We start from the raw sequence: 26207 nt of genomic DNA, 5'->3' as shown, positions 1-26207 counted from the left end.
GGGCGAGCGTAGTGGATCTAGCTAAAGGGTCGCGAGTACCGACTCTGCCAGCGGTGTCGTCGGGCGGCCGAGGAGCGCTCGCAGCTCACCCGAGGTTTCCGCCAGCAGGCCGTCGGCTGTGTTGGCGTCCAGGGTCGTCACGAGGTCCACGACCTCAGGCGGGAGGCCGGCGGCAGCCAGGGTGGCCCGGTGCTCCTCAGCGGTGACGTCGCGGTAGACGATCTGCCTGCCGGTGGCCGCGGCGATCGCGGCTGCCAGGTCGGCGTAGGTGAAGGCGACGTCTCCGGACAGCTCGTAGATCCGGTTCTCGTGGCCCGCGCCGGTGAGCACCGCGGCGGCAGCTGCCGCGTAGTCGGCTCGCGGGGCGGCCGCGACTCTGCCCTCGCCGGCGCTGCCCAGGTACACGCCGGTCTCGGCTGCCTGGGCGATGCTCTGCGCGTAGTTCTCGACGTACCAGTTGTTGCGCAGGATCGTGTAGGTCAGGCCGGAATCGCGGATCACCTGCTCGGTGGCCTTGTGCTCGGGTGCGAGCACCAGCGGGGTGCTGTCGGCCCTGGGTGCGCTGGTGTAGACGAGGTGGTGCACGCCGGCCTGCTTGGCCGCGGTCACGACGGCGGTGTGCTGGGGCACGCGCTTGCCGACCTCGCTGCCCGAGATCAGCAGTACCTTCTCGGCGCCTGCCAGCGCACTCGCCAGCGTTTCGGGCCGGTCGTAGTCGGCGTGCCGGACCTCGACGCCGAGGTCGCTTGCCTTCTCCGGGCTGCGCACGGCGGCCACGATCTTCTCGGTGGGAACCCGTTGCTCGAGTTCCTCGATCACCAGGCGGCCAAGGTGCCCGTTTGCTCCGGTTACGACGATCACGACGGATCACTCCTCGCTGGTTGCTGTAAGCTCACCAGTCAGTCTGTACTAACTATTCGAAAGTGCCAACTCTGAGTTAGTACAGTCACAAGGTACAGTGTTCGATATGGACGAGATGGACCAGCTTGTTCCCGATGTGTTCGCCCGCGACTGCGCGTCGCGCGCGGTCATGGAGCACGTCAGCGGCCGCTGGGGCATCCTCGCGCTGGCAGCGCTGCACGAGGGGACGTTCCGCTTCAACGCACTGCGCCGCCGGGTCGACGGCGTGAGCGAGAAGATGCTCGCGCAGACCCTGCAGACCCTCGAACGCGACGGTTTCGTGCGCAGGGAGGCGGAACCGGCCATCCCGCCAAGGGTGGAGTACAGCCTGACCCCGCTGGGCGGGCAGACCGCGGAGAAGCTGTTGGGCCTCATCGAGTTCGTCGAGGCCCACCTGCCCGACGTGCTCGCCGCGCGGGCCGCCTACGACACCCGTAAGGCCGCAGGCTGACGGTGCTGACTGCGCGCTATCAGCCGCGCATCGGCACGATTTCGCGCCCGAGCGGCACGAGCGACACCGGGATCATCTTGAAGTTCCCGATCGCCAACGGTATGCCGATGATGGTCAGGCACAGCAGGGCACCCGTGATCAGATGCCCCAGCGCGAGCCACCAGCCGGCGAAGACGATCCAGATGATGTTGCCGATCACCGAGGCGACACCCGCGTCGCGGCGGTCGACCAGTGTGCGGCCGAACGGCCACAGTGCGTAGTTGGCGATCCGGAACGAAGCGAGCCCGAACGGGATCGTGATGATCAGGATGCAGCAGATGATCCCCGCGACGACGTAGCCAACGGCCATCCAGAACCCGCAGAGCACCAGCCAGATCACGTTCAGCAGCAACCTCATGTCGCCATTGTTCCGCTATGGCCCGACAACCCGCCACGTCGGGCATTCCGGCCCTACTTGCGGGGCCGCGGCGGAGTGACTCTCTGGGGGATCCGCAAATGGCGCGGCTGATGGTCGGTGCGCGCCTGACGGGGAGGTTGGAGATGGCAAGGGCTGCTACGCACGGGGAGGCGATGGGCGAGACGGCAGGCCGGTTCGCCAGGTCATCGTCTGGGCTGATTGGCATTGGTGCGGTGACGATCATCATCGGCGCACTCATCATCGCCTGGCCGGGGGCGACCGCCGCGGCCGTCGCCGTGTTGTTCGGGCTGTTCCTGCTCATCGCCGGTGCCTATCGCATCGTGTGGGCGATGGCTGCCGACGAGGTGAGTGGCGGCCTGCGCGCCGTGATGGCATTGCTCGGCGCGCTGGGAATCCTGGTGGGCCTGCTGTGCCTGCGCGCTCCGTTCCACGCGGTTGCCGTGCTGGTGCTGCTGGCTGGACTGTTCTGGATTGTCGGGGGAGTGCTGGAACTCGTGCACGCGATCGGCAGCCCGGGAATGTTCGGTCGAGGCTGGGCGGTCGGTGCGGGCGCGTTCAGCCTGATCGCCGGCATCGTCGTGCTCGCCTTTCCGGCGGTGAGCCTGACGGTGCTGATCTGGTTTGTGGGGCTGGAGCTGATTGTGTACGGGATTCTGTTGCTGGTGCGCGGTTTCCAGCTCCGCCGAGCGGCGTGATCGGTCGCGCCTCAGACGAGTAGCTCACCCGCGAGGACGGTGACCGCCGTCCCGGACAACACAACCCGGTCGTCCCGCAGCCGCATGTGGACGATGCCGCCGCGTGCGGAGGCCTGCTCGCCGACCAGCTCCGTGCGGCCGAGGCGTTCTGCCCAGTATGGCGCGAGGGTGCAGTGCGCCGAGCCGGTGACCGGATCCTCCGGAATGCCGACCGCGGGGCCGAAGACCCTGCTGACGAAGTCGATGCCGGGCCGGTCACTGGGTGCGGTGACGATGAGGCAGCGCCCGTCCCAGCCCGCGATCGCGTCGAGGTCGGGTTCGAGGGAGCGGACCTGACCTGCGTCGGCGAGCACGGCGAGGACGTCCGAAACGCCTTGCGCGACGTACTCGGTGGCGACCGGCAGGGCAGCGCTCGGCAGCTCAGCGGGCACGGCAATGTCCGCCGGGAACTCCATCGAGACGCGTCCGCCGTCGGCCTGGCAACGCAGCTCGCCGGAGCGGGTTGTGAACACCTGGTCGCCGCCGAGCACATGCGCCGCGGCCAGTGTGGCGTGCCCGCACAGGTCCACCTCGACGACCGGCGTGAACCAGCGCAGTGGCTTGGGCTCCTCGCTTGTCACGACGAACGCCGTCTCGGAATGCTTCAGCTCGGCCGCGACGGCCTGCATCCAGCCCTCGTCGGCAGGGGAGTCCAGCAGGACCACACCGGCGGGGTTACCGCGGAAGGCGGTATCGGTGAAGGAGTCAACGAGATAGAGCCGCATGTCGGCTGATCGTAGTCAGCCGTCACCGGCCCAGGTACCGCTTTACGACCTGGTACATGTCGTCGCGGGTACTGATGGTCACGACGAGGACGCAGAGCTTGCCGTTATCGACGGTGTAGCAGACGCGGTAGTCACCGACGCGGATTCGCCGCACACCAGCAAAGCCGCGGAGCGGTTTACACCCGGGCGGGCGAGGGCTGTCGGAAAGGTCGTCGATGGCGTTTTCGATCGCCTCAGCGTGCTTGGGCTGCGATCGAGCTAGGCGCTGGCCCTGGGATCCCATGCACTTGTGGCCGGGTCAGCACGGTCTTGCCGCGAGTGCGCCCGCGCGGGGTAGCGGGGGTGGCATGGCCTGTTGACGGGGTCCCCGCCGGCGGGACAGGTCCAGCCGCGAAAGCCTCTGCTTCAGCTATTCTGACAGCCCAATTCTGGTCATGGGAATCGATTGATCAACCCTGAATATAATGAACCGGAATCGTATTTCGGCTGGACAGGGGAGTGATGCGGCGTGGCGATGGTCCGGGTTCCGGTGGACGCGACGTGGGTGCGGAATATGGCTGAGCTCGCGAGCGGGCCGTGGACCGAGGAGGCCGTCACCGCGGCGGCGCTGCGATTCGGCTGGACCGGGGTGGTCCGGCCCGCGGCGGACGGTGCCGGAGACAGTCCGGCCGGCCGGGTGGAACTGCCATGGCTGGACCACGCGGATCTCTTTGCCGTGCAGCACTCCTACGGTGACGGTGAAGGTATGTCCGCGATCGCTAGTGGCTGGAACATGTACTTCCATGAGTGGCCACCATTGGCGGGTGAGTCGGCCGCGGACATCGATCCTGCCTCTGGCGTGGAGTTGTTCTGTGCCGGATTCTGGCCGCCACGTGGTGCCGAGGATACGGGCGACGCCGATCAGTCAACCGACAGGAATGAACTTCTCAAAGCGGCGGATGAATGGGCGGTTTGTGCTGCCAATCCGTCGGCGCGGCGTGTGGAATTCGCCGCCGAATTCGAGCGCATTCATGAGCTGATTCGCGAAACGCTGGGCGAACCGACCCGCACCGTAAGCGAAGCCACCGCGGTGCGCGCGATCTGGGACCGTGACGTCATGGCTTTGGTCCTTGTTCAGGAGCCTTGCGCGCTGGACTACGAGGCCTACGACTGGATCGCGCTCCGAGTGGCGTCACGGATAACCAACGGCCGGTTCGGTTCGGTCTGAGTAGCGATCACACACTCCGCAGCACGGAGATGACGACGCCGAGTACCACGGCCTCGTCCCCATCGATCACGGCATAAGCCGGGTTGCACGGCTCAAGATAGACATGGCCATCGCGACGGCGGAACACGAGTGCGATGGCATCCGGCTCCGGCGAACGGACATGCAGAAAGTGCACGTTCGTACCGTCGATGGTGGTGGTGTACTGGCTGTGTGCGTTGAGCCGTGCTTCCCACGCCCGCCAGTCGTAGCGGTCCCGCCAGTATTCGGCCGGAGCCCAGCGGATCCGCATGAGGCGGTCCTGCAGGTGGGCGAGTTCGTCATCCGGAACCCGGATCCGGTACGGCCTGATCTCCTCGTCGTTCATCGTGAGTCCTTCCGTCTGGCGCAGCTGTGGCAGAGACGTCGAAGCCAGGTGCCGGCGACCGGACATGAGCACCTCAATGTGTGGATGGTCACATCCGCCGCACGTTCGTACACTCGGCTGAGCCGTCAACGCTGACGCCAAGGAGGGGCCACCATGAGCCATGCGCCGGCTGTTCCCAGCTACTCGTCCGGTGTTTCGGATGTGCCGCTGCTCGGCGACACCATCGGCGACAACCTCGACCGGACCGTCGCGGCCTTCGGTGACCGGGACGCTCTCGTCGACCAGGCCTCCGGCCGGCGGTGGACCTATCGTGAGCTGGCCGCGGACGTCGACGCGCTCGCACTCGGTCTGCTGGACGCGGGAATCGGCAAGGGTGACCGGGTCGGGATCTGGGCGCCGAACTGTGCCGAGTGGACCCTCACCCAGTACGCGACGGCGAAGATCGGCGCGATCCTGGTGAACATCAACCCGGCCTACCGCTCCCATGAGCTGGAGTTCGTCCTCAACCAGGCGGGGATCACGATGCTGCTGGCGGCGGAGAAGTTCAGGACCCGGGCGCGGGTGTCCCGCACAAGCACAGCCGACTACGCGGGCATGATCGCCGAGGTCCGGCCACGCTGCCCGGCGCTGACCGAGGTGGTGCTGCTCGGCGGCGACTACTGGAACGCGCTGCTCGCGGCGGGCAGGCAGGCCGATGCGGCGCGGCTCGCCGCCGCGCAGGTGGAACTGAGTGCTGACGAGCCGGTCAACATCCAGTACACCTCGGGCACCACGGGCTTCCCGAAGGGCGCGACGCTGAGCCACCACAACATCCTCAACAACGGGTTCTTCGTCGGCGAGCTGTGCGGCTACACCGAGGCCGACCGCATCTGCATTCCGGTCCCCTTCTACCACTGCTTCGGTTGCGTCATGGGCAACCTCGCGGCGACCAGCCACGGTGCCTGCATGGTCATTCCGGCTCCCGCGTTCGACCCGGTGGCGACGCTGGCGGCGGTGCAGGCCGAGCGCTGCACCTCGCTCTACGGTGTGCCGACGATGTTCATCGCCGAGCTGGCCGACCCTTCGTTCGACTCATTCGACCTTTCCAGCCTGCGTACCGGCATCATGGCGGGCTCGCCGTGCCCGGTCGAGGTGATGAAACAGGTCATCGAGCGGATGGGCATGGCGGAGGTGGCCATCTGCTACGGCATGACCGAGACCTCTCCGGTGTCCACCCAGACCCGTGGCGACGACTCGATCGAACGCCGGGTGTCCACGGTCGGCAGGGTCGGGCCGCACCTGGAGGTCAAGATCGTCGACCCGGAGACGGGACTCACCGTGCCGCGCGGGACGCCAGGGGAGCTGTGCTCGCGCGGGTACTCGGTGATGCTCGGTTACTGGGAGCAGCCGGACAAAACAGCCGAGGCGATCGACGCGGCGCGCTGGATGCACACGGGCGACCTCGCGGTGATGGACGGCGAGGGCTATGTCAACATCACCGGCCGCATCAAGGACATGGTCATCCGCGGCGGCGAGAACATCTACCCGCGCGAGATCGAGGAGTTCCTCTACACCCACCCCGACATCCTGGACGCGCAGGTGATCGGTGTGCCGGACGAGCGCTACGGCGAGGAGCTGATGGCGTGGGTCCGGATGCGCAACGGCACCGCGCCGCTGACCGCCGAGTCGCTACGCGAGTTCTGCACCGGCAAGCTGGCGCACTACAAGATTCCGCGCTACGTGCATATCGTCGAGGAGTTCCCGATGACGGTCACCGGCAAGATCCGCAAGGTGGAGATGCGCGAGCGGGCCGTCACACTGCTGGGGCTGGAAAAGGCAGCCGCGCAGAAGCATGCCTGAGTGGCCGATGAGTTTTCGCAGCGCCGCGGGTCAACACTGGTGACAACCTAGGAGGTTCCGATGGCATCTCGGCTCAATCCGTACCTGAACTTCTCCGGCAACGCCCGGGAGGCAATGGAGTTCTACCAGCAGGTGTTCGGTGGCTCGCTGGTCGTGAACACGTTCGGTGACTTCGGTGCGCCGGACGCGGCGCTGGCCGACAAGGTCATGCACGGCCAGCTCGAAACCGAGCGTGGGTTCACGCTCATGGGCTCCGACTTGCCGCCGGACATCGAGTACCAGCCGGGCAACACGATGTCGGTGAGCCTCAGCGGTGACGACGCCGACGAGCTGCGCGGCTACTGGGGGAAGCTGTCCGACGGCGGGACCGTGCACACGCCGTTGGAGAAGCAGATGTGGGGTGACATGTTCGGCGAGTGCGTCGACCGGTTCGGCGTGCGGTGGCTGGTGAACATCTCCCAGTCGCAGGGCTGAGCGAGGCGGGTGCGGCACCGGCCGCACCGCGCCCCTACTCAGCGCACAACCTCCGCGAAGGCCTGCGCGTCCTCCGCGCCGAAGGTCTCTTCCAGCTGCTCCGGCGAGTAGTCGACGTCGATTGCCGCGATGTCGGCGCCGCGGGCGGACTCGATGGCACCGAGCCTGCGCTGCGCCCGGTCGGCGGCGTACTGGACGAACTCCTCGTTGGCGATGCCGAAAGGCATCTCGTCGAACTGTGCGTCGACCCACTGGATCATGTCCAGCGCGTGCGGGAGCAGCTCGGCCATGCGCTGCTGTACGACCTCCCACAGCGAGTCGTCTGCGGCGACGTGCCTGCGGCAGGTGAACGTGCCCCACGCCATGTGCCTGCGTTCGTCGTCGCCGATGCGGCGGACGAGTTCCTGCATGCCCGGCAGGATGTTGCGACTGGTGCAGACTTTCTGCCAGGCGTAGTAGCCGGTGAGCGCCAGGCTGCCCTCGATGACGTGGTTGTAGGTCACACTCGCGCGGATCTGGTTGGCGGGGCTGGGGTTCTGTTCCAGCGCGTGCAGCGACTGTGGCAGCTCCTCGTAGAACAGCGTGCGGTAGTGCGGGTTGTCGGCGACGTAGGGATGCAGGTCACCGGTGAGGCCGACGGCGTCCATCCAGTGCCGGAAGATCGCCGTGTGCTTGGCCTCTTCGAAACAGAACTGCGTCAGGTACATCTCGTCGCCGAGCCTGCCCTCAGCGGCCATGGCCTTCAGGAACGGCTGGATGTCCTCGGTCACGGCCTCTTCACCGGCGACGAACTGCGCGCACAGGTAGGTCGCCGCGCGCCGCAGCTCGTCCTCGAGCGACTCCCAGTGCGTGCGATCGGCGCTGAGGTCGATGTCGGCAGGGTCCCAGAACTTGCGGTTGCCCTTGGCGAACAGCCGCAGCGGGAACGACTCCCAGTTCAGGCCGCCCCGGCGCAGGGACTGGAATCCGGTGCGGTGCGCTGACATGGTGCCGGTCATGGTGGGTTCCTCCGTGTCACGTCGTCGTGGACGAATGGATGAGGGATGTGATCACCGCGCACACCTCGTCGGCCGCCTCCTCGGCGGTGTGTGTCGGTAGCACCAGATGGCTCAGCGTGAGCCGGGTGAGCGTCTCGGCGATGAACGCCACGTTCCGCAGGCCCGGCACGCGCTCGCTCAGGTAGCCCTGGGCCACCTCGGTGGCCGCACGCAGAATCGGCTCGCCCCGCGTGGTCAGCAGCGGCAGCAGATCCTCACCGGCTTCGGTGCCGAGTGCCGCGGCGACGAGCCGGTTCTGCCTGGCGTGCTCGATCGTGAAGGCCGAAGCGGCCCGGATCCCGGCGGCCACGTCGGCTTCGGCGTCGAGCCGGTGCTGGATGCCGTCGAGGAACTCCGCCATCGTCCGCAACGCCACCGCCTGCACGAGCGCGGCCTTTCCGCCGAACTCGTTGTAGACCGTCTGCCTGCTCACCCCGACGACCGCCGCAACGTCGGCCATCCGCAGCCGGGCGTAACCACGGCTCGGCAGCAGTTCGGCGGCGGCGTCCAGCAGTTGCTCACGCAGGGAGGCCCGCGTGCGCTCCGTGAAGCTGGTGATATCGGTCACAAGGCTAGCTTGACACAGATCGTCATGGTGTCAAGCAGTTCGACATCGCCTGCGAATGTGTCAAAGAGGGCCGGCCGCTACGGTGATCACGTGGGGATCTGCGTGGGGTTCGACCTTGACATGACGTTGATAGATCCGAGGCCAGGCATGATCGCGGCCATGACCCGGCTCGGCGAGGAGTCCGGGCTCGCCCTCGACGGCGAGCACTTCGCCGCCAACCTTGGCCCGCCGCTCGATCACGCGTTGCGCGGATACGACGCACCGGAGGAGCGCATCCCGGAGCTGATCGCGCGGTTCAGGGAGATCTATCCCGAGGTGGTCGTGCCACGTACGGTCGCGCTGCCAGGGGCCGCGGCGGCACTCGACGCCGTGCGGGCGGTCGCTGGCACAACCCTTGTGGTGACTGGAAAGTACGGGCCCAACGCGGCTTTGCACGTCGAGTCGCTCGGCTTCGCCGTGGACGTGCTCGTCGGTGACCTGTGGGCGACCGGCAAGGCAACGGCCCTTCGGGAGCACGATGCCCTCGCCTACGTCGGCGATCACGCCGGCGACATGGCTGGCGCGCGGGCAGCGGGTGCCACGGCCGTCGGTGTCGTCACCGGGCCGTGCACACGGGACGAGTTGTTCGAAGCCGGCGCGGACGTGGTGCTGGACTCGCTGGCCGAGTTCCCTGAGTGGCTGGTCAGCCCTTCCGGTGCTCGCGCACGAGAGCGGCGAGCCCGAGGAGCAGGCCCAGCGGCGTGATCACACCCGCTGCCGCCGAGAGCCATACCGGCAGGTCCTGGAAGCCGACGGCGAACAGGATGAACACCACGACGACGGCCAGCATGCCGATGGCGAACAGCCCGATGCCCAGTCGCATCAACCAGGGTTTGCTGTCGCTGGTCGTGGCTTCGTCGCGGGTGGCGGTCTCCATACGGGACATTCTAAGGCGAGCAATGTACTTCTCCGTACGGTATGTGGCGAGATAGGCTTGACTGACACGCGTCCTGGGTACGCACCTGGGGCGCGTTCGTCGTGCGGGCAGGCCATGGCGGCCGATCCGCTGCTGAAGTAGTGAAGGAACGGGTGAGGGCAGTGCCGACCGGCAAGGTCAAGTGGTACGACGCGGAGAAGGGGTTCGGCTTCGTCACACAGGATGGCGGAGAGGACGTCTACATCCGGAAATCCGCGCTACCGCAGGGGGTGGAGGCCCTCAAGGCCGGGCAACGGCTCGAGTTCGGTGTGGCCGACGGCAGGCGGGGCCCGCAGGCGTTGTCGGTCCGGCTGCTCGACCCGCCGCCGTCTGTGGTCGAGGCACGCCGCCGTCCCGCCGAGGAGCTGCACGGCCTCATCGAGGACATGATCAAGCTCTTGGAGATGAAGGTCCAGCCGGACCTGCGCCGTGGCCGTTACCCCGACCGCAAGAACATCAAGCGGATTGCCGACGTCATGCGCGCGGTGGCACGCGACCTCGACCCGTGATCAGCTGTGCTCAGGACTGCGCGGGATTGATCTGCAGCGACCACACGCCGCGCACGACCAGCTGGGGTTGCCCGTTCTCGTCGAGGATCGGGTTGCCCTGCTGGTCGGCTGCGTAGGCCGCGCCGAGCTGCTGGATCTCCACCACGACGAGCTGCTCATCGGCGCCGGTGGTGACGGTGTAGGCGTGCTGCTTGCCGTCGGTGAACACCTGCTGCCGTACCGGCTGGAGCTGGCCCGCACCGTTGACGTACTGGACGTTGACCGCCCACGGTGTGCCGGACACCTCACTGGGCACCGACACCTGCACCGGCTTCCCGGGACGTACCTGCAGGTGCACCGCATCGCCGTGGTCAGCGCACTTGGTGACCAGGGCGTCGCAGTAGATCAGCGGATCGGCGACCACCGTCCTGCCATCGGCGAAGAAGGTGATCTCCGGCTGACTCGGCGCCGAACATCCCGTCAGCGCCACCGCGGCACCGGCCAGCAGTGCTACTACCCCACGTCGCATACCCGGAGATTACGGTCTCGGCCCCGCGCCGGCGGGATCGGGGCGCAACGGCCGGTCGCCGCCGAGCCCCGGGATCAGCGAGGTGCCCTTGCGCACCAGCATCGTCTGCGTCAGGCCCAGTGCCAGCAGCACCGATACGACCAGGAAGCCGATCCAGTACGTCGGCGGCAGCAGCAGGCCGACCGCCCCGCCGAACACCCAGGCCAGCTGCAGCACCGTCTCAGAACGGCCGAACGCCGATGCCCGTGACTCCTCGGGCAGGTCGTCCTGGATCACGGAGTCGAGGCTGTTCTTGGCCATCGCGCTGGCGGTGGCGCCGACCAGGCCGACAATGGCTGCCGTCGCCAGACCGGCGAGTAGCGCGGCCAGGACCGTTGACGCGAGCGTGGCCGCGACACAGACGACTACCACCTGGTCGGGCTTGCCGAAGTGCATCCGGGAGCCGAGCGCGTTGCCGAGGAAGCCACCCGTGCCCGCGGCGGCACCGATGATGCCCAGCAGGAGCAGTTGGACGAACGGGCTGTGGCCTGCGTCCTCGGTCTGTGCCTTCACCGCGAACGCGGCGAACATCATCAGGAACCCGGTCAGCACGCGAATGGTCCCGTTGCCCCAGAGCCCGACCACGATGTGCCTGCCCATCGGCTGGCGTTTCTTCTGCACCGGGCTGCGCTGGGTGAGCGAGGCGGGGACCTCGCCCTCGGTGACCTCCACCCAGGACGGGATGCGCATTGCCTGAACGGCGCCCACCACACAGATGAGCGCCGTGAACAACAGCGCTCCCGAGGAACTGAACATCGAGTTGATGCCCACGGCGATCGCACCGAACACGCCGCCTGCCGCGAGGCCGAACACGGCCAGCCGCGCGTTGGTCTTGGACAGCGTGATCTCCGGTGGCAGCACCCGTGGCGTGACCGCCGCCTTGAGCACCATGAACGACTTCGAGAGCACCATCTTCCCGAGCGCGGCCGGGTACAGCGCCCAGGATTCGAAGTTGACCGCCATCAGCACGCACATCAGTGCCTGACCCGCCGAGGCCACACACATCGCGAGCCTGCGCCCACGCTGGATGCGGTCGAGTGCGGGGCCGATCACCGGAGCGACCAGCGCGAACGGGGCGATCGTGATCAGCAGGTACAGCGCGACCCTGCCCCTGCTCTCGCCACTGCTGGCGGCGAAGAACAGGGTGTTGGCCAGTGCGATGGCCATGGCCGCATCGCTGGCGTAGTTGAGCATGACGGCGTAGGTCAGCGACGTGAGCCCCGACTTGTCGGCGCCGTCCGCGCGGGTCGCACGCCGGAACGCATCGACAGCCTGGCCGCTGAGCTGGCGCCCGCGCAGCGCGGCGACCCGCGTGACGGTGAGCTTCTTCGGCAGCCGTGGCAGGCTCCGGTCGCTTCCGTCGAACCCGTGCTCGGCCTGCGTGCGGTCGTCGGGTGCGCCGTCGATGGCCGGGGTGTCCCGCGGCTGGCCGGGGGCGTAGCCACCCGTGTCGTACCGCTCGTAGTCGGTCTCGTGGTCAGTCCGCGGCGGCTGGTTCCACGGCCGCGGTGGCGGCGACGGGTACGGGCGCGCGCCACGGTGCGGCGGGCCGGGCCGTCGCTGTGGCTGCCCTGGCTGTTGTGGTGGTGGCACGGGCATGGCACCGGTCGGCGCTTCGTCCGCCGTCGGCGGTGGTCCAGGCCGGTGAACGCGTGTCGGTCGTGCTGGTGGCGGTGCCGGGGTGCGTTCCGCCCGCGGCTGGTGCGACCCGGGCTCGGGTGTCCATTTCCGCTTCCCCCGTCTGCTGGAACGCATGCACCCAATCCTGCCGTACTCGGGGCGGCCCGTGCTGTGTGATTATGCCGCCGGGACGAGATTCACCCGGAACATCTTCGGCCACAGCTTGCCCGTGATGAGGAACTGGTCCGTACCCGGATACACCGCGATGCCGTTGAGCACGTCCGCGCCGCGCTCTTCGCCGGGTTCCAGCAGGCCGGAGGCGTCGATACGGGCGGTGACGGCGCCACTGGCCGAGTTGATCCGCACGATCTCGTCGGTCTGCCAGATGTTGGCGTAGACATCCTCGCCAACACACTCCAGCTCGTTCAGCTGATCGACCGACGTCCCGCCGTCGGTGACGGTCACCGAACCCGTGGCAGCGAAGGTCCGCGGATCACGGAAGGTCAGCCGGGCGGTGCCGTCGCTCATCACCAGGCGGTCGCGTTCCGGCTGGTGGCACAGTCCCCAGCCCTCGCCGGAGTAGCCGACCCGGCGCCGCTCGGCCAGCGTGTCGCGGTCGCGCTCGATGGCGATGCCGTTCTGCCAGGTCAACTGCCAGATCGTCGAGTCGACCACGGTGATGCCCTCGCCGAAGAGGGGTTCGGGCAGTGCGACGCTGGCCGTCGGTTCCTGTCCCGCTGGACCTGCCCGCAGCGACGAGCGGCCCACCAGGCCGGTGCCCTCGTACAACGTGTCGCCCACGAACTCGAGGCCCTGGGTGAACGCGCTGGTGTCGTGTGGCAGGACCTCGAGCACCTCGACCCGTAGCCGCTCGGGTTGCGTGGCCGGGGCGGGCTCCTCCGTCGTCGCACCGCACGCGGCCAGCGCGGTCGTCACCACCAGGACACTCATCAGCCGTCTCACGTCACTAGCCTGACACGAACGCGCTGGGTTACGTGCTGCACAATTGAGGCATGACCCTGCTGCTCACCCTCGACGACGGCGCCATCCGCCAGAAGCTGGTCGATGCGGTCGAGCCGGCCCGTGCGGCCGCCGTGCACGACGCCGGCGTGGAGCACGTCGGCGAGCACGTCGGTGTGGAGCACGAGGACGCGGTGTCGCTGACCCACCTGTTCGACTCGGCACTGCCGGGATACCGGGGGTGGCGCTGGTCGGTGACGGTGGCCGCCGCGGGCCCTGACGACCCGGTGACCGTGAGCGAGGTCGTGCTGCGGCCGGGGCCTGATGCGCTCGTGGCGCCCCGCTGGGTGCCGTGGGAGCGCCGTGTGCGACCGGGAGACCTCGGGGTCGGTGACATCTTCCCGACCGACGCCGACGACACGCGGCTGGTGCCTGCCTACCTCGACTCCGTCGATGCGGAGGTCACCGAGACAGCGCACGAACTCGGCCTCGGCCGGGTCCGGGTCATGTCCCGGCACGGCAGGGAGGAGGCGGCGACCCGCTGGCACCGCGGCGAGTTCGGCCCACGTTCCGACATGGCGCGCAGCGCGCCTGAGGTGTGCGGCACGTGTGCCTTCTACCTCCGGCTCGGCGGTTCGCTGCGGTCGGCGTTCGGCGTGTGCGGCAACGAGTTCGCGCCGGCCGACGGCCACGTGGTGCACGCCGAGTACGGCTGCGGGGCGCACTCCGAGATCGAGGTCGAGGTGACGTCGTCGGTTCCGGTAGCGGAACTGGTGTACGACGACTCGCTGCTCGACATGGAACCGGCGAGCGGTGAGCAGCCAGCCGGGTCCTGAACCGTTCGGCGCCGACGCGCTGCGCTCGGCAGTACTGCGGGCCTGGCAGGACTCGCCGACCAGGTTCACAGAGGACACCAACGCCGAGCACGACCTGCGGGTCGGTGGCTACCGGGACCGGCTTTTCGTCGAGCTGGCGCAGAACGCCGCCGACGCGGCCGCCACGGCGGGCAGCCCCGGCAGGCTTCGAGTGTCGCTTGTGGACGGTGAGCTGCGGGTGGCCAACACCGGTGCGCCGCTGGATGCCGAGGGAGTGGCCGCGCTCGCGTCGTTGCGTGCCTCGGCCAAGCGCGACGGCACGGTCGGCAGGTTCGGTGTCGGCTTCGCCGCCGTCCTCGCGGTGACCTCGCAGCCGCGCGTCGTGTCCCGCACGGGTGGTGTCGCGTTCTCCGACGAGCGCACCAGGACGGCTTCAGGACGTTCCGGGCAGGTGCCGATCCTGCGGCTGCCCTGGCCACTGCCCGCCGCCGAACCGCCCCTGCCGGCCGGCTTCGACACCGAGGTCCGGCTTCCGTTGCGCCCTGGAGTGGACGCTGGCGAGCTGCTCGCCAGGGTCGGCTCCGAGGTGCCCGATCTGCTGCTGGCGTTGCCGTGGCTCGCCGAGATCGACGTCGCGGGCGCCGTATGGCGACGCGAGAACGGTGCGGGCGTTGTCGAACTGCTCTCGCCGGAGGGTGAGCGCAGCCGCTGGCTCACCCACGCCGCCGACGGTTGCGTGTGGGCGGTGCCGGTGACCGCCGACGGGGTGCCAGAGCCGGTGGGCGAGGACGTGCTGCACACGCCGACCCCGAGCGACGAACGGCTGTCGTTGCCGGCGCGGCTACTCGCCTCGGTGCCCGTCGAGCCGTCCCGGCGGCGGCTCCTCGCTGGCGACGACACCCGCGCGGCACTGGGTGCCGCGGCCGCGGCCTACCCGGCGCTGGTGCGCGCCTTGCCTGCCGAGCACCGGCTCGCGCTGGTGCCGAGAGCCCGGTTCCCACTGTCCGAAGTGGACACCATGCTGCGCGAGCTGGTCACCCTGCGGCTCGCCGGTGACGCCTGGCTGCCCGCGGCAGCAGGTGGCGAGCTGGCTGGGGAGCGGGCTCGTGTGTTCGGCATCGACTCGTCGCGGCTCGTGGAGCTGCTCGCCGACGTGCTTCCTGGACTCGTGGCAGCGCCGCTGTGTGGTCCCGGCCCGGCGCGTGTCCTCGCCGCGGTGGACACCGCAACCGTGAACGCGGAAGAGCTGGTCGAGGCGGTGACCGGGATCGAGCGCGCGCCCGCATGGTGGCGGGCCCTCTACGACGCGCTGTTCACCGCCGTCGAGCAGCGGGCTCTGGAAGCCGAGGAGCTGGGCGCGCTGCCCGTGCCGCTCGCCGATGGGCGGACGATCCCCGGCCCGCGTGGTGCCCTGTTGTTCGACGATGCCGGGCTGCTCGCCGATGTCGACATCGTCGGCCTGCACATCGTGCATCCGGACGCGGCGCATCCACTGCTGGAACGCCTCGGTGCCGTCCGCGCCGGGGCTGCCGAACTGCTGGATTCCCCCGCGCTGCGCGAGGCCGTGCACCGCAGCGTCGACGATGCACTGTCCGGTGTGGACGTATTGCCGCTTGCCGAGACAGTGCTGCGGCTGGCGGAGCACACGCACGTGGCGGAACTCGGCGCACTGGCACTGCCCGGCCGCGCGGGCTGGCGGCGTGCCGACGAGCTCGTGCTGCCCGGCGCCGATCTGCTCGATGTGCTCGATTCCGAGGCGCTCGGCGAGGACGCACCACTGGACGTGCTCGATGCGGAGTTCGCCGCGGGCTGGCCCACCGGCGTGCTCACCGATGCCGGGGTGCTGGACGGCTTCGTCGTGATCGACGACGAGGAACCGGTGGGACCCGACCATGAGCTGCCCGACGAGGCCGAGTGGTGGGACGCGCAGCCGGTGCCACCTGCGAGGATCCTCGCGGTGCGCGATCTGGATCTCGTCGCCGACGACGCCTGGCCCGCGGCAGTCCGGTTACTCGCGGCGCGGCCCGGAACCTGGCGAGCGCTCACTCTGCCCGGCGGGCACACTCGGTGGTGGCTCGCCCGCGCCGCGCTGCTCGCCGGGCAGGCACCCGGTGACTGGCGGCTGCCCGCCGCCGAGCACCTGGCTGGGCTTTTCGATCCGGTGCCCGATGTCGGCCTGCCCGCGGAGCTGCTCGCCGCGATCGGAGTGCGTACCGACCTCACGCTGAACGGCGCCGAGGACACGCAGGCGCTGTGCGACCGGCTCGCCGACCCCGAGCGGGATCTCCTGCCGGGGCTCGTGCTGCGCGCGCATGCCGCTCTCGCGGCCGAGCAACCCGACGACGTCGAACCACCCGAGCAGGTGCGGGTGCTGGACGGCTCCGTGGTGGATGCCGCGGACGCGGTGGTGCTCGACGCTCCGTGGCTGCTCGCGGTGTGGCCGGCGAACCGGCTCGTCGCGCTGCCGGACTACGCGGAAGCGCCTGCGCTGGCCGAGGTGCTGGATGTGCCGCTGGCCGGTGACGAGACAACGGCGGAGGTCGCCAGCGAGGGCGAGTTCGTGACGTGGCTGGAGCTGCCCGCGATCGTGCAGGTCGCGGAGTTGCTGGGGGTTCCGGTGCCCGATGGCGGCGTTGTCGTGCACGAGAAGCTCACGGTCGGAACTCAGCCGGCGTCGTGGTGGTTCGACGGGGCGCTGCACGCGGGCGACACCACGGACGGCCTCGCCCGCGCCTTCGCCTGGGCCGCCGACCGCTGGGCCGATCGCGCCGTGCTCGCCGCACTCCTCGACGATCCCGACCCGCGGACGCTACTCGGCTAGAACACTAAAGGCCGCGTTGGGCGCCGCGGGATCCCCGTCGTGACGCCGCCGACTGCCAGGCGATGATGCCGAAACCGACGAAGCCGAGTCCGCCGCCGGCCAGTGTTGTCCAGCGCCATACGCCGTCCACGCCCAGCACGAGCAGGACGGCGAACGCGAGGAACCACGCCACGGTGCCGACGATCGCCGGCACCCAGAGGCCGACCAGTGCCCTCGGAAGTTCCGGCGGCGGACGAAACCGTCCTGTTACACGGGGGGAGTTGCCGGCTTCGTCCACGTAGGACAGGCTACCGCTGCCACTCCCGACCCCGAGGCAGGTGACAATGGCACAGGCGACCGCCGAGAAGCAGGCGCGGTCACGGCTCGACCGCTTCTTCCAGATCACTGAACGCGGATCGACCGTCAGCAGGGAACTGCGTGGCGGGCTCGTCACGTTCGTGACGATGGCCTACATCGTCGTGCTGAACCCGCTGATCCTCGGCAGCTTCTCGGCCGAGGGGCCGGGTGCCAAGACCGACTCGACCGGCGCGATCCTCGGCGTACCCCAGGTCGCCGCGGTGACGGCGCTGGTGGCCGGGGTGATGACGATCCTGATGGGGGTCATCGCGAACTACCCGTTCGCGATGGCCGCCGGGCTGGGTATCAATGCGCTCGTGGCCTTTACCCTCGCGCCGCAGATGACGTGGGCAGCCGCGATGGGGCTCGTGGTGGTCAACGGTCTCGTCGTCTTGCTGCTGGTCGTAACCGGTGTGCGGAGCATGGTCTTCAACGCCGTTCCCTCGCAGCTCAAGGCCGGGATCGCCGTGGGCATCGGCCTGTTCATCGCCCTGATCGGCCTGGTGGACGCCGGGTTCGTCCGCGCAGGCTCGGGCACGCCGGTGCAGCTCGGCATCAACGGCTCGATCGCGTCGTGGCCCACTGCCGTCTTCGTGGTGACGCTCGTGGTCATGGCCATCCTCATCGCCCGCAAGGTCAAGGGCGCGATACTCATCGGCGTGCTGTTCGGCACCGTGCTGTCGATCATCGTGGAGGCCATCGTCAACGTGGGCCCGTCCGGCGGGGAGAACCCGGCGGGCTGGAACCTCGGCTATCCGGCGCTGCCACAGGACGTGTTAGGGCTGCCCGACCTGTCGCTACTGGGACAGGTCGACTTCAGCGCGTGGGTGCAGGTGCCTGCGATCACCGCGGCCCTGCTGGTGTTCAGCCTGGTGCTCACCGACTTCTTCGACACGATCGGCACCATGACAGGGCTGGGGAAGGAGGCCGGTCTCGTCGACAAGAAGGGTCAGCTGCCCAACGTCGGCAAGACGCTGTTCGTCGACTCGCTCGGGGCGGTCGCCGGTGGCGCCTCGTCGTCCAGCTCCAACACCGTCTACATCGAGTCGGCCTCCGGCATCGCGGAGGGTGCCCGCACCGGCCTCGCGAACGTGGTCACCGGGCTGCTCTTCATCGCGGCCATGTTCTTCACGCCGCTGTACCAGGTGGTGCCGATCGAGGCGGCCGCGCCCGCGCTGGTGGTGGTCGGCGCGCTGATGATCCGGCAGATCGCCGAGATCGACTTCCGGGACTTCGCGGTCGCGCTGCCCGCCTTCCTGACGATCGTGGTGATGCCCTTCACGTACTCGATCGCCAACGGCATCGGTGCCGGCTTCGTCAGCCACGTGCTGCTGCAGGCGGCCACCGGCCGTGCCCGCTCGGTGCACCCGCTGTTGTGGATTGTCTCGGCGGCCTTCGTCGTCTACTTCGCCATCGGGCCGATCCAGGCGCTGTTCAGCTGACCAGGCCGCGGCGCTCGGCGTCGATGGACAGCCGGTCGCGCAGTGCGCCGACGCCGGCAGGTGTCAGGCGTACCGCGCGATCGCTGCCGACACCCTTGGCGGCACACAGGCTCCGCGTCCGCTCCGGCGCAGGATCGGAGTGTGCGGCGAGCGGTGCCCGCCCTGCCTGCGTTCGACGAGCAGGCCGCCGGACACCAGGCGGTCGAGGTGCTCGCTCGCCGTCGGCGCGGTGACTCCGGCGAGCGTGGCCAGTTCACCCGCGATCCAGGCACGCCCGTCCAGCAGCGCCAGGCAGAAACGCCCGCAGGTGCGATCGGCGAGCAGTGCGGCCAGGACCGCGTGCCGGCCTTGTTCGTCAACGCACGGGTCGATACCTATTGGCTCGGCATCGATGACGGCAGTCCGGCGGCGACGCTGGCCCGCGCCGAGCGCTACCGGTCGGCCGGCGCGGACGGGATCTTCGTACCGGGCAGGCTCCCGGACGTCCCCGCTCTCGTGGGCATCGGGCTGCCGCTCAACGTCCTCGCCCTGCCGGGCGGGCTCACCGCGCGTGAGCTCGGCGAGCTGGGTGTGCGGCGCATCAGTACCGGGTCGCTCCTGTTCCGCGCCGCGCTGCATGCCGCCGCTGGAACGGCGATCGCGATCCGCGACGGGGATCCGGTCGCGGCGGACCTGCCCACCTACGCCGACATCCAGCGCCTCACGGCCGGTTCATGAGCTGACTCACGGCAGCTACTCCGTTCGCGAGATCCTAAGGTATGCTAAGGATATGCCCGACCCTGCCCATGACCGATCGCTGGCGAGCCGCCTGCGGGTGTCGGTCGTGCGGTTGAACCGGCGGCTGCGGGCGCAGCGAACCAGCGAGGACCTCTCGCTGACCCAGATCTCCGCGCTGTCGGCTCTGCACAAGTGCGGTGCGATGACGCCGGGCCAGCTGGCCGCGAAGGAAGGCGTGCAGCCGCCGTCGATGACGCGGGTGATCGCCGCGCTCGAAGAGGCGGGCTACGCCGTGCGGAGCCCGCATCCCACCGACGGCAGGCAGGCGATCGTCGCGATCACCGACAAGGGACTCGACTACGTGCACGCGGCCATCTCGGTGCGCGAGGCGTGGTTGGACAAGAGATTGGCAGAACTGAGCGGCGAGGAGCGCGAGGTGCTCTCCAGAGCCGCCGAGATCATCGACAGGATGGCGGGCAACAGCTGACGCCCCCACCCTCATAGGAGGCGACAACACGGCGTGAGTATCACGGGTAACGAAGCGCAGACACCCCAACCATCCGTTACCCGCGATACCGGCCGCGCCGCCCCCGCGCCGCCCAAGCAAGGCATGTTCGCCTCGCTGCGTGTGCGCAACTACCGGCTGTTCTTCTCCGGTCAGATCATCTCCAACGTCGGTACCTGGATGCAGCGCATTGCCCAGGACTGGCTCGTGTTCACCCTCAGCGGCAACGACCCGGTCGCGCTGGGTATCGCGGTCGCGCTGCAGTTCACGCCAACGCTCCTGCTGTCGCTGTGGGCCGGGGTGCTCGCCGACCGGGTGGACAAGCGCAAGCTGCTGATCGCGATCCAGGCGGGTGTGTGTGCGCAGGCCGCAGTGCTGGGTGTGCTCGACGTGGCCGGGGTGGTCCAGCTCTGGCACGTGTACCTGCTGTGTTTCGTGCTCGGCTGCTTCTCGGCGCTGGAGGTTCCGACACGGCAGTCGTTCGTCGCCGAGATGGTCGGCCGCAAGCAGGTCGCCAACGCCGTCGCGCTCAACTCGTCGATCTTCAACATGGCGCGGATCGTCGGCCCCGCCATCGCCGGATTCGCGATCGTCGCCGTCGGCACCGGCTGGCTGTTCATCGCCAACGCGGTCAGCACGGCGGCCGTCATCGCCGGACTCGCATTCATGAAGGCCGACCAGCTCTTCCGTGGGCCCGGTGTGGCCCGCGCCAAGGGCCAGCTCCGCGAGGGCCTGCGCTACGTGCGTGGTCGTTCGGACCTGATGACGGTCATGGTCCTGGTGTTCTTCGTCAGCACCTTCGGGATCACGTTCTTCACCTCACTGGCCATCGTGGCCGCCAACGTCTTCGGCACGCAGGCCGACGGCTACGGGTTGTTCTCGACGCTGCTGGCCGTCGGCACGTTCACCGGTGCGCTGGCGTCCGCGCGGCGGGGGAGCAGGCGTAAGCCGAGTGTGCGGCTACTGCTGCTCTCCGCCTTCGCGCTCGGGGTGATCGAGTTCGGCACCGCGTTCATGCCGACCTACCTGCTGTTCGGGCTCGCGCTCATCCCGCTCGGCCTGGCGACGATCACGTTCCTCAACACGGCCAACGCGCTGGTGCAGACGTCGGTCAGCCCGCAGATGCGGGGGCGCGTGATGGGCCTGTACGTGCTGGTGCTGCTGGGCGGCAACCCGGTGGGCGGCCTGATGACGGGCTGGATGGCCGAGGAGTTCGGTGGACGGTCGCCGTTCTACATTGGCGGGGCGGTCGCAGCACTCGCGGTGGTGGCCTGCGCCCTGGTCCTGCGCCGCGCGCGGAAGGTCGCTGCGCGGACCCCCTTGCAGAACGAGCTGAGGTTAGGCTAACCTTAGGGAGTCCGCTTCGTGGTGGGAGCGGCAGTCAGTTCGGGAACGGACGAGGCCCCGTACCGGGTAACCGGTGCGGGGCCTCGTTCCCTGTGCAGCTGATGTGCACCCAAGGCCACCATAAACCAAGGTGGCCTTGGGGACCGTTTCGTCAGCCGAGCAGCAGGCCGTTGCGGCCTGCCTTGGCGTCCTCGAAGCGCTTGCCGATCTCGGCCCAGTCGAAGATGTTCCACAGGGCCTTGACGTAGTCCGGCTTCACGTTCTTGTACTGCAGGTAGAACGCGTGCTCCCAGACGTCCACCAGCAGGATCGGCACGGTCGGCAGGATCAGGTTGTTGTGGTGGTCGCGCAGCTGCTGGGTGATCAGCGTCCTGCCGATCGGGTCCCAGGACAGGGCGCCCCAGCCGTTCCCCTGGATCGTGGTGCAGACGGCGGTGAACTGCGCCTTGAACTTGTCGAAGGAGCCGAAGGCGTCGTCGATGGCGGCGGCCAGCTCGCCGGTCGGCTTGTCGCCACCGCTCGGCGACAGGATCTTCCACCACACGACGTGGTTGGCGTGACCAGCCAGGTTGAACGCCAGCGTCGTCTCAAGGCCCACGATCGAGCCGAAGTCGTTGGCGTCGCGTGCCTCGGCGAGCTTTTCCAGGGTCTGGTTCGCGCCGTTCACGTACGCCTGGTGGTGCTTGGTGTGGTGCAGCTCGTTGATCTCACCCGAGATGTGCGGCTCGAGGGCGCCGTAGTCGTAGTCGAGATCGGGGAGCTCGTACGTGGGCATTAGCCCTCCTTCTTCCGTCTTTTCCAGATAAGTCCTGCTGGTTGCAAACCTAGTAGCAGCCAAGACAGCATGCGAACCCGGCTGCCTTGGAGTTGACCTTGCTATGTCGAGCTAAGTTGAGGTCAAGCGGCTGTTACAACCGCCACACCGCTGGGTTACCACTCAGGCGGCGAGATACTCCTCGAGCCCCTCCGCGAGGTCGTCGAGCACCGCGATGTTGAGCTCGAATGCGGCCAGCGTCTCCTCGACGACCCGGTTCCGTTCGGCCTCGTCCCACGGCGCCTGGTCCAGCAGCGCGCGGTAGCGCAGGCGGAACGCGTGCGGGTTGCCCACGCTCGTGAAGTCGTAGAACAGCGCCCCTGGCCCCGCGATGCCGTACCTGCGCTGGAGGAGGGCGCCGACCACCTGCCCACCGGCGAGGTCACCGAGATAGCGCGTGTAGTGGTGGGCGACGTAGCCGCCGGCCCAATGGCGGGCCACGGTGTGCACGCGGTGCACGTACTCCTGCGTCGCGGGCAGTGGTTCGATCCGCGCCTGCCAGTCCGGCCCGATGAGGAACTCCAGATCCGCGGCCAGCGCCGGCGTCCGGTGCAGCTCGTCGATGACGAACGGCGCGCCGACCGCATCGCCTGCCAGCGCAGCACCGGTCTCTTCCAATGCGCGGTAGATGAAGTAGTGCTGCGTGGCCAGCCTCGTGTAGCCGTCCAGCGTCAGGGAACCACTGAGCAGGGCGTTCATGTATCGGGAGTGGTGTGCTCGGTCGTGTACCTGCCGGGTCGACTCACGCAACGTCTGCGAGAACACCGAGAACACCATCGCCGCACCACGCCCTTCCCGATTCTGACACCGTGTCAGAAAAGAGCGTAGCCCGCCGGGCGAGTCTCAGAGCTCGTCGTCGTCGGCTTTTACTCCAACCGCGCGAAGAATGAACCGGACCGCCGCGTCGATGGCCTCGTCGAGCCTTTCGCCTGGCACGTCGACGACCTGGCTGGCGCCGAGTGCGGCGACGATCATGGGGACCACGATGCCGGGGTCCTGGCGTGGTAGCGCCCCGGTTCGCATGCCCTCGGCGAGGATGTCGTGCAGCTGTTCGGTGATGGGATCCGCGTGCGCGGCCACCCGCCGGTACGCAGCCGGCGCCAGTGCCGCGGACAGCGTGCCTCCTGGCGGGAGGTGATAGTCGGCCAGCGAATGCAACTGGAGCCGGACGAACGCCGCGAGCTTCGCCACGGCATCGCGCTCCGCGGCGACGGCCTCGTGCAGCCGGTGCACGTACTGGGCGGCCTCCTGTTCGACGAACGCGACGAGCAGCTGTTCCTTGTCCGGGAAGTGGTTGTAGATGGCCGTGCGCCCGAGTCCTGCCTCCGCAGCCACGCTCGCGAGCGTGATCGCGTTGAAACCCCGCTCGTAGAGCTGGTGGCGCAGCGCGTCGAAGACCTTGGCGCGGACCTGCTCCCGATGCTCGTGCAGTGAGCTACCGATGATCTTGGGCATACGAGCACCTCCCGACGGTCATGCGCGGCAGGTGGTTGTGCGCACACCCGCCGATTGCGCACTCACGAGGAATCAGGTTACCGGCCACGCGTGGACCGGTTCGCCGGCTTTCGCCAGCTCGAGGTAGCGGGCGAGCATCGTGGCCAGTGCGGAGTCACGGTCGATGCCCCGCTCCTGTGCCCTGGCCACGGTCTCCCGCTGCCAGGCGGCGCCCGTCCGCTTGGTGACGCAGCGCCGCTCGATCACACCGAGGTAGCGATCGGCCGCCGCCGCCGAGACGTCGGAGTTGCGAAGTCCCTCGTAGGCCAGCGGCAGCAGCACACGCAACGCCAGCTCGTCCGGCGGGATCCAGCCGATGCCCGGCCAGTAGAGCTGCGCGTCGAAACCGTTGCGTGCGCCCGCGTAGAGGTTCTCCTCAGCAGCCTGGAACGACATCTGCGTCCACACCGGCCGTTCCTGTTCGGCGAGCGCGCGCTGGGCGCCGTAGAAGAACGCCGCGTTGGCCATCATGTCCACCACCGTCGGCCCGGCAGGCAGGACCCGGTTCTCCACGCGCAGGTGCGGTTTGCCGTCCACGACGTCGTACACCGGCCGGTTCCATCGCCATACCGTGCCGTTGTGCAGCCGCAGCTCGGACAGTTTCGGTGCCTTCCCGGACTCCAGCGCCTCCATCGGGTCCTCGTCGTCGGTCTCCGGCAGCAGCCCCGGGAAATACCGGACGTTCTCCTCGAACAGGTCGAAGATCGAGGTGATCCACCGCTCCCCGAACCACACCCGTGGCCGCACTCCCTGGTTCTTCAGCTCTTCCGGCCGGGTGTCGGTGGCCTGCAGGAACAACGGGATCCGGGTCTCGTGCCAGAGCGCCTTGCCGAGCAGGAACGGCGAGTTGGCGCCGAGTGCCACCTGGATGCCGGCCAGGCACTGCGCGGCGTTCCAGTGCGCTGCGAACTCCTCCGGCCCCACCTGCAGGTGCAGCTGCACCGACGTGCACGCCGCCTCGGGCAGGATCGACTCGGCGTAGCTGCGCAGCCGTTCCGGCTGCTGACCTGGCAGGCCGGTGCCGTCCAGGGCCAGCAGTGTGTGCTCGCCACGGGCAGCCAGAATGCGGTCGTTGAGCAGGGAGTAGCGCGCGTTGCCGGTGATCCACTTCTGGTCGAAGTGCTCGATGCTCAACGTCGGCAGGATGCCGATCACGGCCACCAGTGCACCGGTCTCCTCGGCCTTCACAGTGGCCTTGCCGAGGTAGGCGTGCAGGTCGTCTTCCAGCTGCAGCGCGGAGTCCCCGTCGAGCGGGCGCGGTGGCACGTTCAGTTCGAGGTTGTGCTGGGACAGCTCGGTGGTGAACGACGGGTCGCCGAGCGCCTCGAGCACTGTGGCGTTGGTCATCGAGGGCCGCATCGCCTCGTCCACGAGGTTCAACTCGACCTCGAGCCCGATGTGCTTGCGGGGAAAGGAGAAGCTGCCGTCCGCGAGCATGCGTGCGAGCGTGTCGAGGCAGCGCTGCATCTTGCGGCGGTAGCGCCCCCTGTCCCGTGGAGTGGAGGAGCCCGGCGACACGTCCTTGCCCATGGCGTATCCCTTTTCCGCTCCGGCCACGGCTTCCCGAACGCCTTGGCACCCTTGTCTGCCAGCGGGAAACGGTGGCATATCCAGGGGGCCGGAGCTAGCGGCCAAACTGGTGCCATGGCGTCACCTGCCCCTAACAGAGAGCAACATCAACTGTTCGTAGCATGGGAGTACCCACATTCGGAGCACAGATGCCCCGGCGAGCGGAGGATGGGAGACTCGGCAGGTGGCGTCTTTGATCTACACCGAGGATGCCGCCGATCGGCGGCTCGATGAGTTTCGCGATCTCACGACCGCCGACCGCCGCCCTGACCGGCCGGGTGGCCGCGGTCTGGTGATCGCCGAGGGGACCGTCGTCGTCCGCAGGCTGCTGGAGTCGCAATACCGCGTGCGTGCTGTTCTCGGGGTCGAGCGCAGGCTCGCCGAACTCGCCGACGACCTCGCCGGGGTGACCGCACCGGCCTACGTGACCTCTGCCGACGTCATGGCGCGCGTTGTCGGCTTCCACCTCAACCGTGGCGTGCTCGCTGTCGCCGATCGTGTCGCGCGGCCGCCGGTGGAGGAGGTCCTCGCCGGCGCCGGTGTGGTTGCCGTGCTGGAGGGTGTCGGTGACCACGAGAACCTCGGCGCACTGTTCCGCAACGCCGCGGCACTCGGCGTCGGCGGGGTACTGCTCGGTCCCGGCTGCGCCGACCCGCTCTACCGGCGCAGCGTGCGAGTCTCGATGGGAAACGTCCTACGGGTGCCGTTCACCGGGCTGGAGGACTGGCCTGCCTCGCTGGATGTGCTGCGTGCGCACGGTTTCCGGATCGCGGCGCTCACTCCGCGGGCGGATGCGGTGGACCTGCGCGACCTGCCTGCGGCCGCGGGGGAGCGGATCGCGCTGCTGCTCGGGTCGGAGGGGCACGGGTTGTCGGAAGAGGCGCTCGCCGCTGCCGACCTCGCGGTGCGCATCCCGATGGCCGACGGGGTGGACTCGCTCAACATCGCGACGGCCGCGGCGGTCGCGTTCTACGAGCTGACGACCAGATCGGCCACCGGCGCGACGATGGCGGCCGCCGGTACGCGGGGGGAGCGGTGA

29 protein-coding genes and 2 pseudogenes are annotated in these 26207 nt (G+C 68.7%); 14 read left to right on the top strand and 17 right to left on the bottom strand.

Features of this window, described 5'->3' with window-relative positions; translation table 11 throughout:
* Positions 1–21 precede the first annotated feature (21 nt).
* Complete coding sequence (locus tag ABZ863_RS22400) at positions 22–861, bottom strand: SDR family oxidoreductase (RefSeq protein ID WP_358538772.1); 840 nt, start codon at positions 859–861, stop codon at positions 22–24.
* Positions 862–967: 106 nt separating this feature from the next.
* Between ABZ863_RS22400 and ABZ863_RS22395 the strand changes: the two genes are divergently transcribed.
* The gene (locus ABZ863_RS22395) at positions 968–1351 is read left to right on the top strand and encodes a helix-turn-helix domain-containing protein (protein ID WP_358538770.1); all 384 of its coding nucleotides are present in this window, start codon (positions 968–970) and stop codon (positions 1349–1351) included.
* 19 nt (positions 1352–1370) lie between these two features.
* Here ABZ863_RS22395 and ABZ863_RS22390 read toward each other — a convergent pair whose 3' ends face one another.
* The gene (locus tag ABZ863_RS22390; RefSeq protein ID WP_358538767.1) at positions 1371–1748 is read right to left on the bottom strand and encodes a YccF domain-containing protein; all 378 of its coding nucleotides are present in this window, start codon (positions 1746–1748) and stop codon (positions 1371–1373) included.
* 143 nt (positions 1749–1891) lie between these two features.
* On the opposite strand from ABZ863_RS22390, the gene ABZ863_RS22385 reads away from it, so the two are divergent.
* Positions 1892–2464, top strand: a complete 573-nt coding sequence (locus tag ABZ863_RS22385) for a DUF308 domain-containing protein (RefSeq protein WP_358538758.1) — start codon at positions 1892–1894, stop codon at positions 2462–2464.
* 11 nt (positions 2465–2475) lie between these two features.
* Here ABZ863_RS22385 and ABZ863_RS22380 read toward each other — a convergent pair whose 3' ends face one another.
* Complete coding sequence (locus tag ABZ863_RS22380; protein ID WP_358538756.1) at positions 2476–3228, bottom strand: PhzF family phenazine biosynthesis protein; 753 nt, start codon at positions 3226–3228, stop codon at positions 2476–2478.
* 22 nt (positions 3229–3250) lie between these two features.
* Complete coding sequence (locus ABZ863_RS22375; protein WP_358538753.1) at positions 3251–3511, bottom strand: type II toxin-antitoxin system RelE/ParE family toxin; 261 nt, start codon at positions 3509–3511, stop codon at positions 3251–3253.
* A gap of 225 nt (positions 3512–3736) precedes the next feature.
* On the opposite strand from ABZ863_RS22375, the gene ABZ863_RS22370 reads away from it, so the two are divergent.
* The gene (locus tag ABZ863_RS22370) at positions 3737–4435 is read left to right on the top strand and encodes a hypothetical protein (RefSeq protein WP_358538751.1); all 699 of its coding nucleotides are present in this window, start codon (positions 3737–3739) and stop codon (positions 4433–4435) included.
* Between the two features lie 124 nt (positions 4436–4559).
* Here ABZ863_RS22370 and ABZ863_RS22365 read toward each other — a convergent pair.
* Positions 4560–4799: pseudogene (locus ABZ863_RS22365) on the bottom strand (epoxide hydrolase N-terminal domain-containing protein); the annotation flags it as partial.
* Between the two features lie 153 nt (positions 4800–4952).
* On the opposite strand from ABZ863_RS22365, the gene ABZ863_RS22360 reads away from it, so the two are divergent.
* Together ABZ863_RS22360 and ABZ863_RS22355 are read left to right on the top strand one after the other, a co-directional pair.
* Complete coding sequence (locus ABZ863_RS22360) at positions 4953–6638, top strand: AMP-binding protein (protein WP_358538749.1); 1686 nt, start codon at positions 4953–4955, stop codon at positions 6636–6638.
* 60 nt (positions 6639–6698) lie between these two features.
* Positions 6699–7112, top strand: a complete 414-nt coding sequence (locus ABZ863_RS22355; protein ID WP_358538746.1) for a VOC family protein — start codon at positions 6699–6701, stop codon at positions 7110–7112.
* 38 nt (positions 7113–7150) lie between these two features.
* Here ABZ863_RS22355 and ABZ863_RS22350 read toward each other — a convergent pair whose 3' ends face one another.
* A complete protein-coding gene (locus tag ABZ863_RS22350; protein ID WP_358538744.1) occupies positions 7151–8110 on the bottom strand; it encodes a R2-like ligand-binding oxidase in 960 nt (319 codons plus the stop codon).
* Positions 8111–8126: 16 nt separating this feature from the next.
* Complete coding sequence (locus ABZ863_RS22345; RefSeq protein ID WP_358538742.1) at positions 8127–8717, bottom strand: TetR family transcriptional regulator; 591 nt, start codon at positions 8715–8717, stop codon at positions 8127–8129.
* A gap of 90 nt (positions 8718–8807) precedes the next feature.
* On the opposite strand from ABZ863_RS22345, the gene ABZ863_RS22340 reads away from it, so the two are divergent.
* Positions 8808–9461 (top strand): HAD hydrolase-like protein, encoded by a 654-nt coding sequence (locus tag ABZ863_RS22340; protein ID WP_358538740.1) that lies wholly within the window; start codon positions 8808–8810, stop codon positions 9459–9461.
* Here the strand turns inward: ABZ863_RS22340 and ABZ863_RS22335 are convergent.
* The gene (locus tag ABZ863_RS22335) at positions 9400–9633 is read right to left on the bottom strand and encodes a hypothetical protein (RefSeq protein ID WP_358538738.1); all 234 of its coding nucleotides are present in this window, start codon (positions 9631–9633) and stop codon (positions 9400–9402) included. The two genes, ABZ863_RS22340 and ABZ863_RS22335, sit on opposite strands and share 62 nt — an antisense overlap.
* 161 nt (positions 9634–9794) lie before the next feature.
* Here ABZ863_RS22335 and ABZ863_RS22330 point away from each other — a divergent pair, with 161 nt between their 5' ends.
* Positions 9795–10181 (top strand): cold-shock protein, encoded by a 387-nt coding sequence (locus tag ABZ863_RS22330; protein WP_358538806.1) that lies wholly within the window; start codon positions 9795–9797, stop codon positions 10179–10181.
* Positions 10182–10191: 10 nt separating this feature from the next.
* On the opposite strand, the gene ABZ863_RS22325 is transcribed toward ABZ863_RS22330, so the two are convergent.
* Genes ABZ863_RS22325 through ABZ863_RS22315 form a run of 3 tightly spaced genes read right to left on the bottom strand, consistent with a single transcriptional unit; the run spans position 10192 to position 13311 of the window.
* Positions 10192–10689: a DUF2771 family protein gene (locus ABZ863_RS22325; RefSeq protein WP_358538735.1), complete on the bottom strand. Its 498-nt coding sequence runs from the start codon at positions 10687–10689 to the stop codon at positions 10192–10194.
* A gap of 9 nt (positions 10690–10698) precedes the next feature.
* A complete protein-coding gene (locus tag ABZ863_RS22320) occupies positions 10699–12483 on the bottom strand; it encodes an MFS transporter (RefSeq protein WP_358538734.1) in 1785 nt (594 codons plus the stop codon).
* Between the two features lie 42 nt (positions 12484–12525).
* Positions 12526–13311, bottom strand: coding sequence for a glutaminyl-peptide cyclotransferase (locus ABZ863_RS22315; protein ID WP_358538732.1), 786 nt, complete (start codon positions 13309–13311; stop codon positions 12526–12528).
* Positions 13312–13361: 50 nt separating this feature from the next.
* Between ABZ863_RS22315 and ABZ863_RS22310 the strand changes: the two genes are divergently transcribed.
* Positions 13362–14144, top strand: a complete 783-nt coding sequence (locus tag ABZ863_RS22310; RefSeq protein WP_358538729.1) for a DUF3027 domain-containing protein — start codon at positions 13362–13364, stop codon at positions 14142–14144.
* Entirely contained in the window at positions 14122–16944 is a 2823-nt protein-coding gene (locus tag ABZ863_RS22305; RefSeq protein WP_358538727.1) for a molecular chaperone Hsp90, read from the top strand. The genes ABZ863_RS22310 and ABZ863_RS22305 overlap by 23 nt, the downstream gene beginning before the upstream one ends.
* Positions 16945–16948: 4 nt before the next feature.
* Here the strand turns inward: ABZ863_RS22305 and ABZ863_RS22300 are convergent, their stop codons facing one another.
* Positions 16949–17221, bottom strand: coding sequence for a DUF2530 domain-containing protein (locus ABZ863_RS22300; RefSeq protein WP_358538726.1), 273 nt, complete (start codon positions 17219–17221; stop codon positions 16949–16951).
* Positions 17222–17267: 46 nt separating this feature from the next.
* Here ABZ863_RS22300 and ABZ863_RS22295 point away from each other — a divergent pair, with 46 nt between their 5' ends.
* Positions 17268–18722, top strand: coding sequence for an NCS2 family permease (locus ABZ863_RS22295; protein ID WP_358538724.1), 1455 nt, complete (start codon positions 17268–17270; stop codon positions 18720–18722).
* A gap of 150 nt (positions 18723–18872) precedes the next feature.
* Here the strand turns inward: ABZ863_RS22295 and ABZ863_RS22290 are convergent.
* A pseudogene (locus tag ABZ863_RS22290) lies at positions 18873–19094 on the bottom strand (helix-turn-helix domain-containing protein); the annotation flags it as partial.
* Here ABZ863_RS22290 and ABZ863_RS22285 point away from each other — a divergent pair.
* Genes ABZ863_RS22285 through ABZ863_RS22275 form a run of 3 tightly spaced genes read left to right on the top strand, consistent with a single transcriptional unit; the run spans position 19062 to position 21291 of the window.
* Positions 19062–19439, top strand: a complete 378-nt coding sequence (locus ABZ863_RS22285; protein ID WP_358538804.1) for an isocitrate lyase/phosphoenolpyruvate mutase family protein — start codon at positions 19062–19064, stop codon at positions 19437–19439. The pseudogene ABZ863_RS22290 and the gene ABZ863_RS22285 sit on opposite strands and share 33 nt — an antisense overlap.
* 52 nt (positions 19440–19491) lie before the next feature.
* On the top strand, positions 19492–19926 hold the full coding sequence (locus tag ABZ863_RS22280; protein WP_358538722.1) for a MarR family transcriptional regulator: 435 nt from the start codon (positions 19492–19494) through the stop codon (positions 19924–19926).
* A 33-nt stretch (positions 19927–19959) separates the two neighbouring features.
* A complete protein-coding gene (locus ABZ863_RS22275; RefSeq protein WP_358538720.1) occupies positions 19960–21291 on the top strand; it encodes an MFS transporter in 1332 nt (443 codons plus the stop codon).
* A 151-nt stretch (positions 21292–21442) separates the two neighbouring features.
* Here the strand turns inward: ABZ863_RS22275 and ABZ863_RS22270 are convergent, their stop codons facing one another.
* The 4 genes from ABZ863_RS22270 to ABZ863_RS22255 form a co-directional block, all read right to left on the bottom strand.
* Positions 21443–22066, bottom strand: a complete 624-nt coding sequence (locus ABZ863_RS22270) for a superoxide dismutase (protein WP_358538717.1) — start codon at positions 22064–22066, stop codon at positions 21443–21445.
* A gap of 162 nt (positions 22067–22228) precedes the next feature.
* Entirely contained in the window at positions 22229–22882 is a 654-nt protein-coding gene (locus ABZ863_RS22265) for a biliverdin-producing heme oxygenase (RefSeq protein ID WP_358538716.1), read from the bottom strand.
* Positions 22883–22948: 66 nt separating this feature from the next.
* Positions 22949–23560 (bottom strand): TetR/AcrR family transcriptional regulator, encoded by a 612-nt coding sequence (locus ABZ863_RS22260; protein ID WP_358538714.1) that lies wholly within the window; start codon positions 23558–23560, stop codon positions 22949–22951.
* Positions 23561–23632: 72 nt separating this feature from the next.
* Positions 23633–25129 (bottom strand): glutamate-cysteine ligase family protein, encoded by a 1497-nt coding sequence (locus ABZ863_RS22255; RefSeq protein ID WP_358538802.1) that lies wholly within the window; start codon positions 25127–25129, stop codon positions 23633–23635.
* Positions 25130–25352: 223 nt separating this feature from the next.
* Between ABZ863_RS22255 and ABZ863_RS22250 the strand changes: the two genes are divergently transcribed.
* Positions 25353–26207 carry an RNA methyltransferase gene (locus ABZ863_RS22250; protein ID WP_358538712.1) on the top strand — a complete coding sequence of 285 codons (855 nt, stop codon included), beginning with the start codon at positions 25353–25355 and terminating at the stop codon, positions 26205–26207.

Origin of the sequence: Saccharomonospora sp. NPDC046836 (assembly GCF_040645195.1) — a bacterium.
GTDB lineage: Bacteria > Actinomycetota > Actinomycetes > Mycobacteriales > Pseudonocardiaceae > Prauserella_A.
The sequence above is the reverse complement of the archived record's forward strand: the minus strand, read 5'-3'. Positions and strand labels throughout refer to the sequence as shown.

Coding starts and splice junctions, on each gene's coding strand:
- ABZ863_RS22255 (WP_358538802.1), bottom strand. CDS start 25,129: ATGGGCAAGGACGTGTCGCCGGGCTCCTCCACTCCACGGGACAGGGGG.
- ABZ863_RS22380 (WP_358538756.1), bottom strand. CDS start 3,228: ATGCGGCTCTATCTCGTTGACTCCTTCACCGATACCGCCTTCCGCGGT.
- ABZ863_RS22265 (WP_358538716.1), bottom strand. CDS start 22,882: ATGGTGTTCTCGGTGTTCTCGCAGACGTTGCGTGAGTCGACCCGGCAG.
- ABZ863_RS22395 (WP_358538770.1), top strand. CDS start 968: ATGGACGAGATGGACCAGCTTGTTCCCGATGTGTTCGCCCGCGACTGC.
- ABZ863_RS22355 (WP_358538746.1), top strand. CDS start 6,699: ATGGCATCTCGGCTCAATCCGTACCTGAACTTCTCCGGCAACGCCCGG.
- ABZ863_RS22360 (WP_358538749.1), top strand. CDS start 4,953: ATGAGCCATGCGCCGGCTGTTCCCAGCTACTCGTCCGGTGTTTCGGAT.
- ABZ863_RS22325 (WP_358538735.1), bottom strand. CDS start 10,689: ATGCGACGTGGGGTAGTAGCACTGCTGGCCGGTGCCGCGGTGGCGCTG.
- ABZ863_RS22335 (WP_358538738.1), bottom strand. CDS start 9,633: ATGGAGACCGCCACCCGCGACGAAGCCACGACCAGCGACAGCAAACCC.
- ABZ863_RS22320 (WP_358538734.1), bottom strand. CDS start 12,483: ATGCGTTCCAGCAGACGGGGGAAGCGGAAATGGACACCCGAGCCCGGG.
- ABZ863_RS22295 (WP_358538724.1), top strand. CDS start 17,268: ATGGCACAGGCGACCGCCGAGAAGCAGGCGCGGTCACGGCTCGACCGC.
- ABZ863_RS22385 (WP_358538758.1), top strand. CDS start 1,892: ATGGCAAGGGCTGCTACGCACGGGGAGGCGATGGGCGAGACGGCAGGC.
- ABZ863_RS22350 (WP_358538744.1), bottom strand. CDS start 8,110: ATGACCGGCACCATGTCAGCGCACCGCACCGGATTCCAGTCCCTGCGC.
- ABZ863_RS22390 (WP_358538767.1), bottom strand. CDS start 1,748: ATGAGGTTGCTGCTGAACGTGATCTGGCTGGTGCTCTGCGGGTTCTGG.
- ABZ863_RS22260 (WP_358538714.1), bottom strand. CDS start 23,560: ATGCCCAAGATCATCGGTAGCTCACTGCACGAGCATCGGGAGCAGGTC.
- ABZ863_RS22280 (WP_358538722.1), top strand. CDS start 19,492: ATGCCCGACCCTGCCCATGACCGATCGCTGGCGAGCCGCCTGCGGGTG.
- ABZ863_RS22270 (WP_358538717.1), bottom strand. CDS start 22,066: ATGCCCACGTACGAGCTCCCCGATCTCGACTACGACTACGGCGCCCTC.
- ABZ863_RS22375 (WP_358538753.1), bottom strand. CDS start 3,511: ATGGGATCCCAGGGCCAGCGCCTAGCTCGATCGCAGCCCAAGCACGCT.
- ABZ863_RS22310 (WP_358538729.1), top strand. CDS start 13,362: ATGACCCTGCTGCTCACCCTCGACGACGGCGCCATCCGCCAGAAGCTG.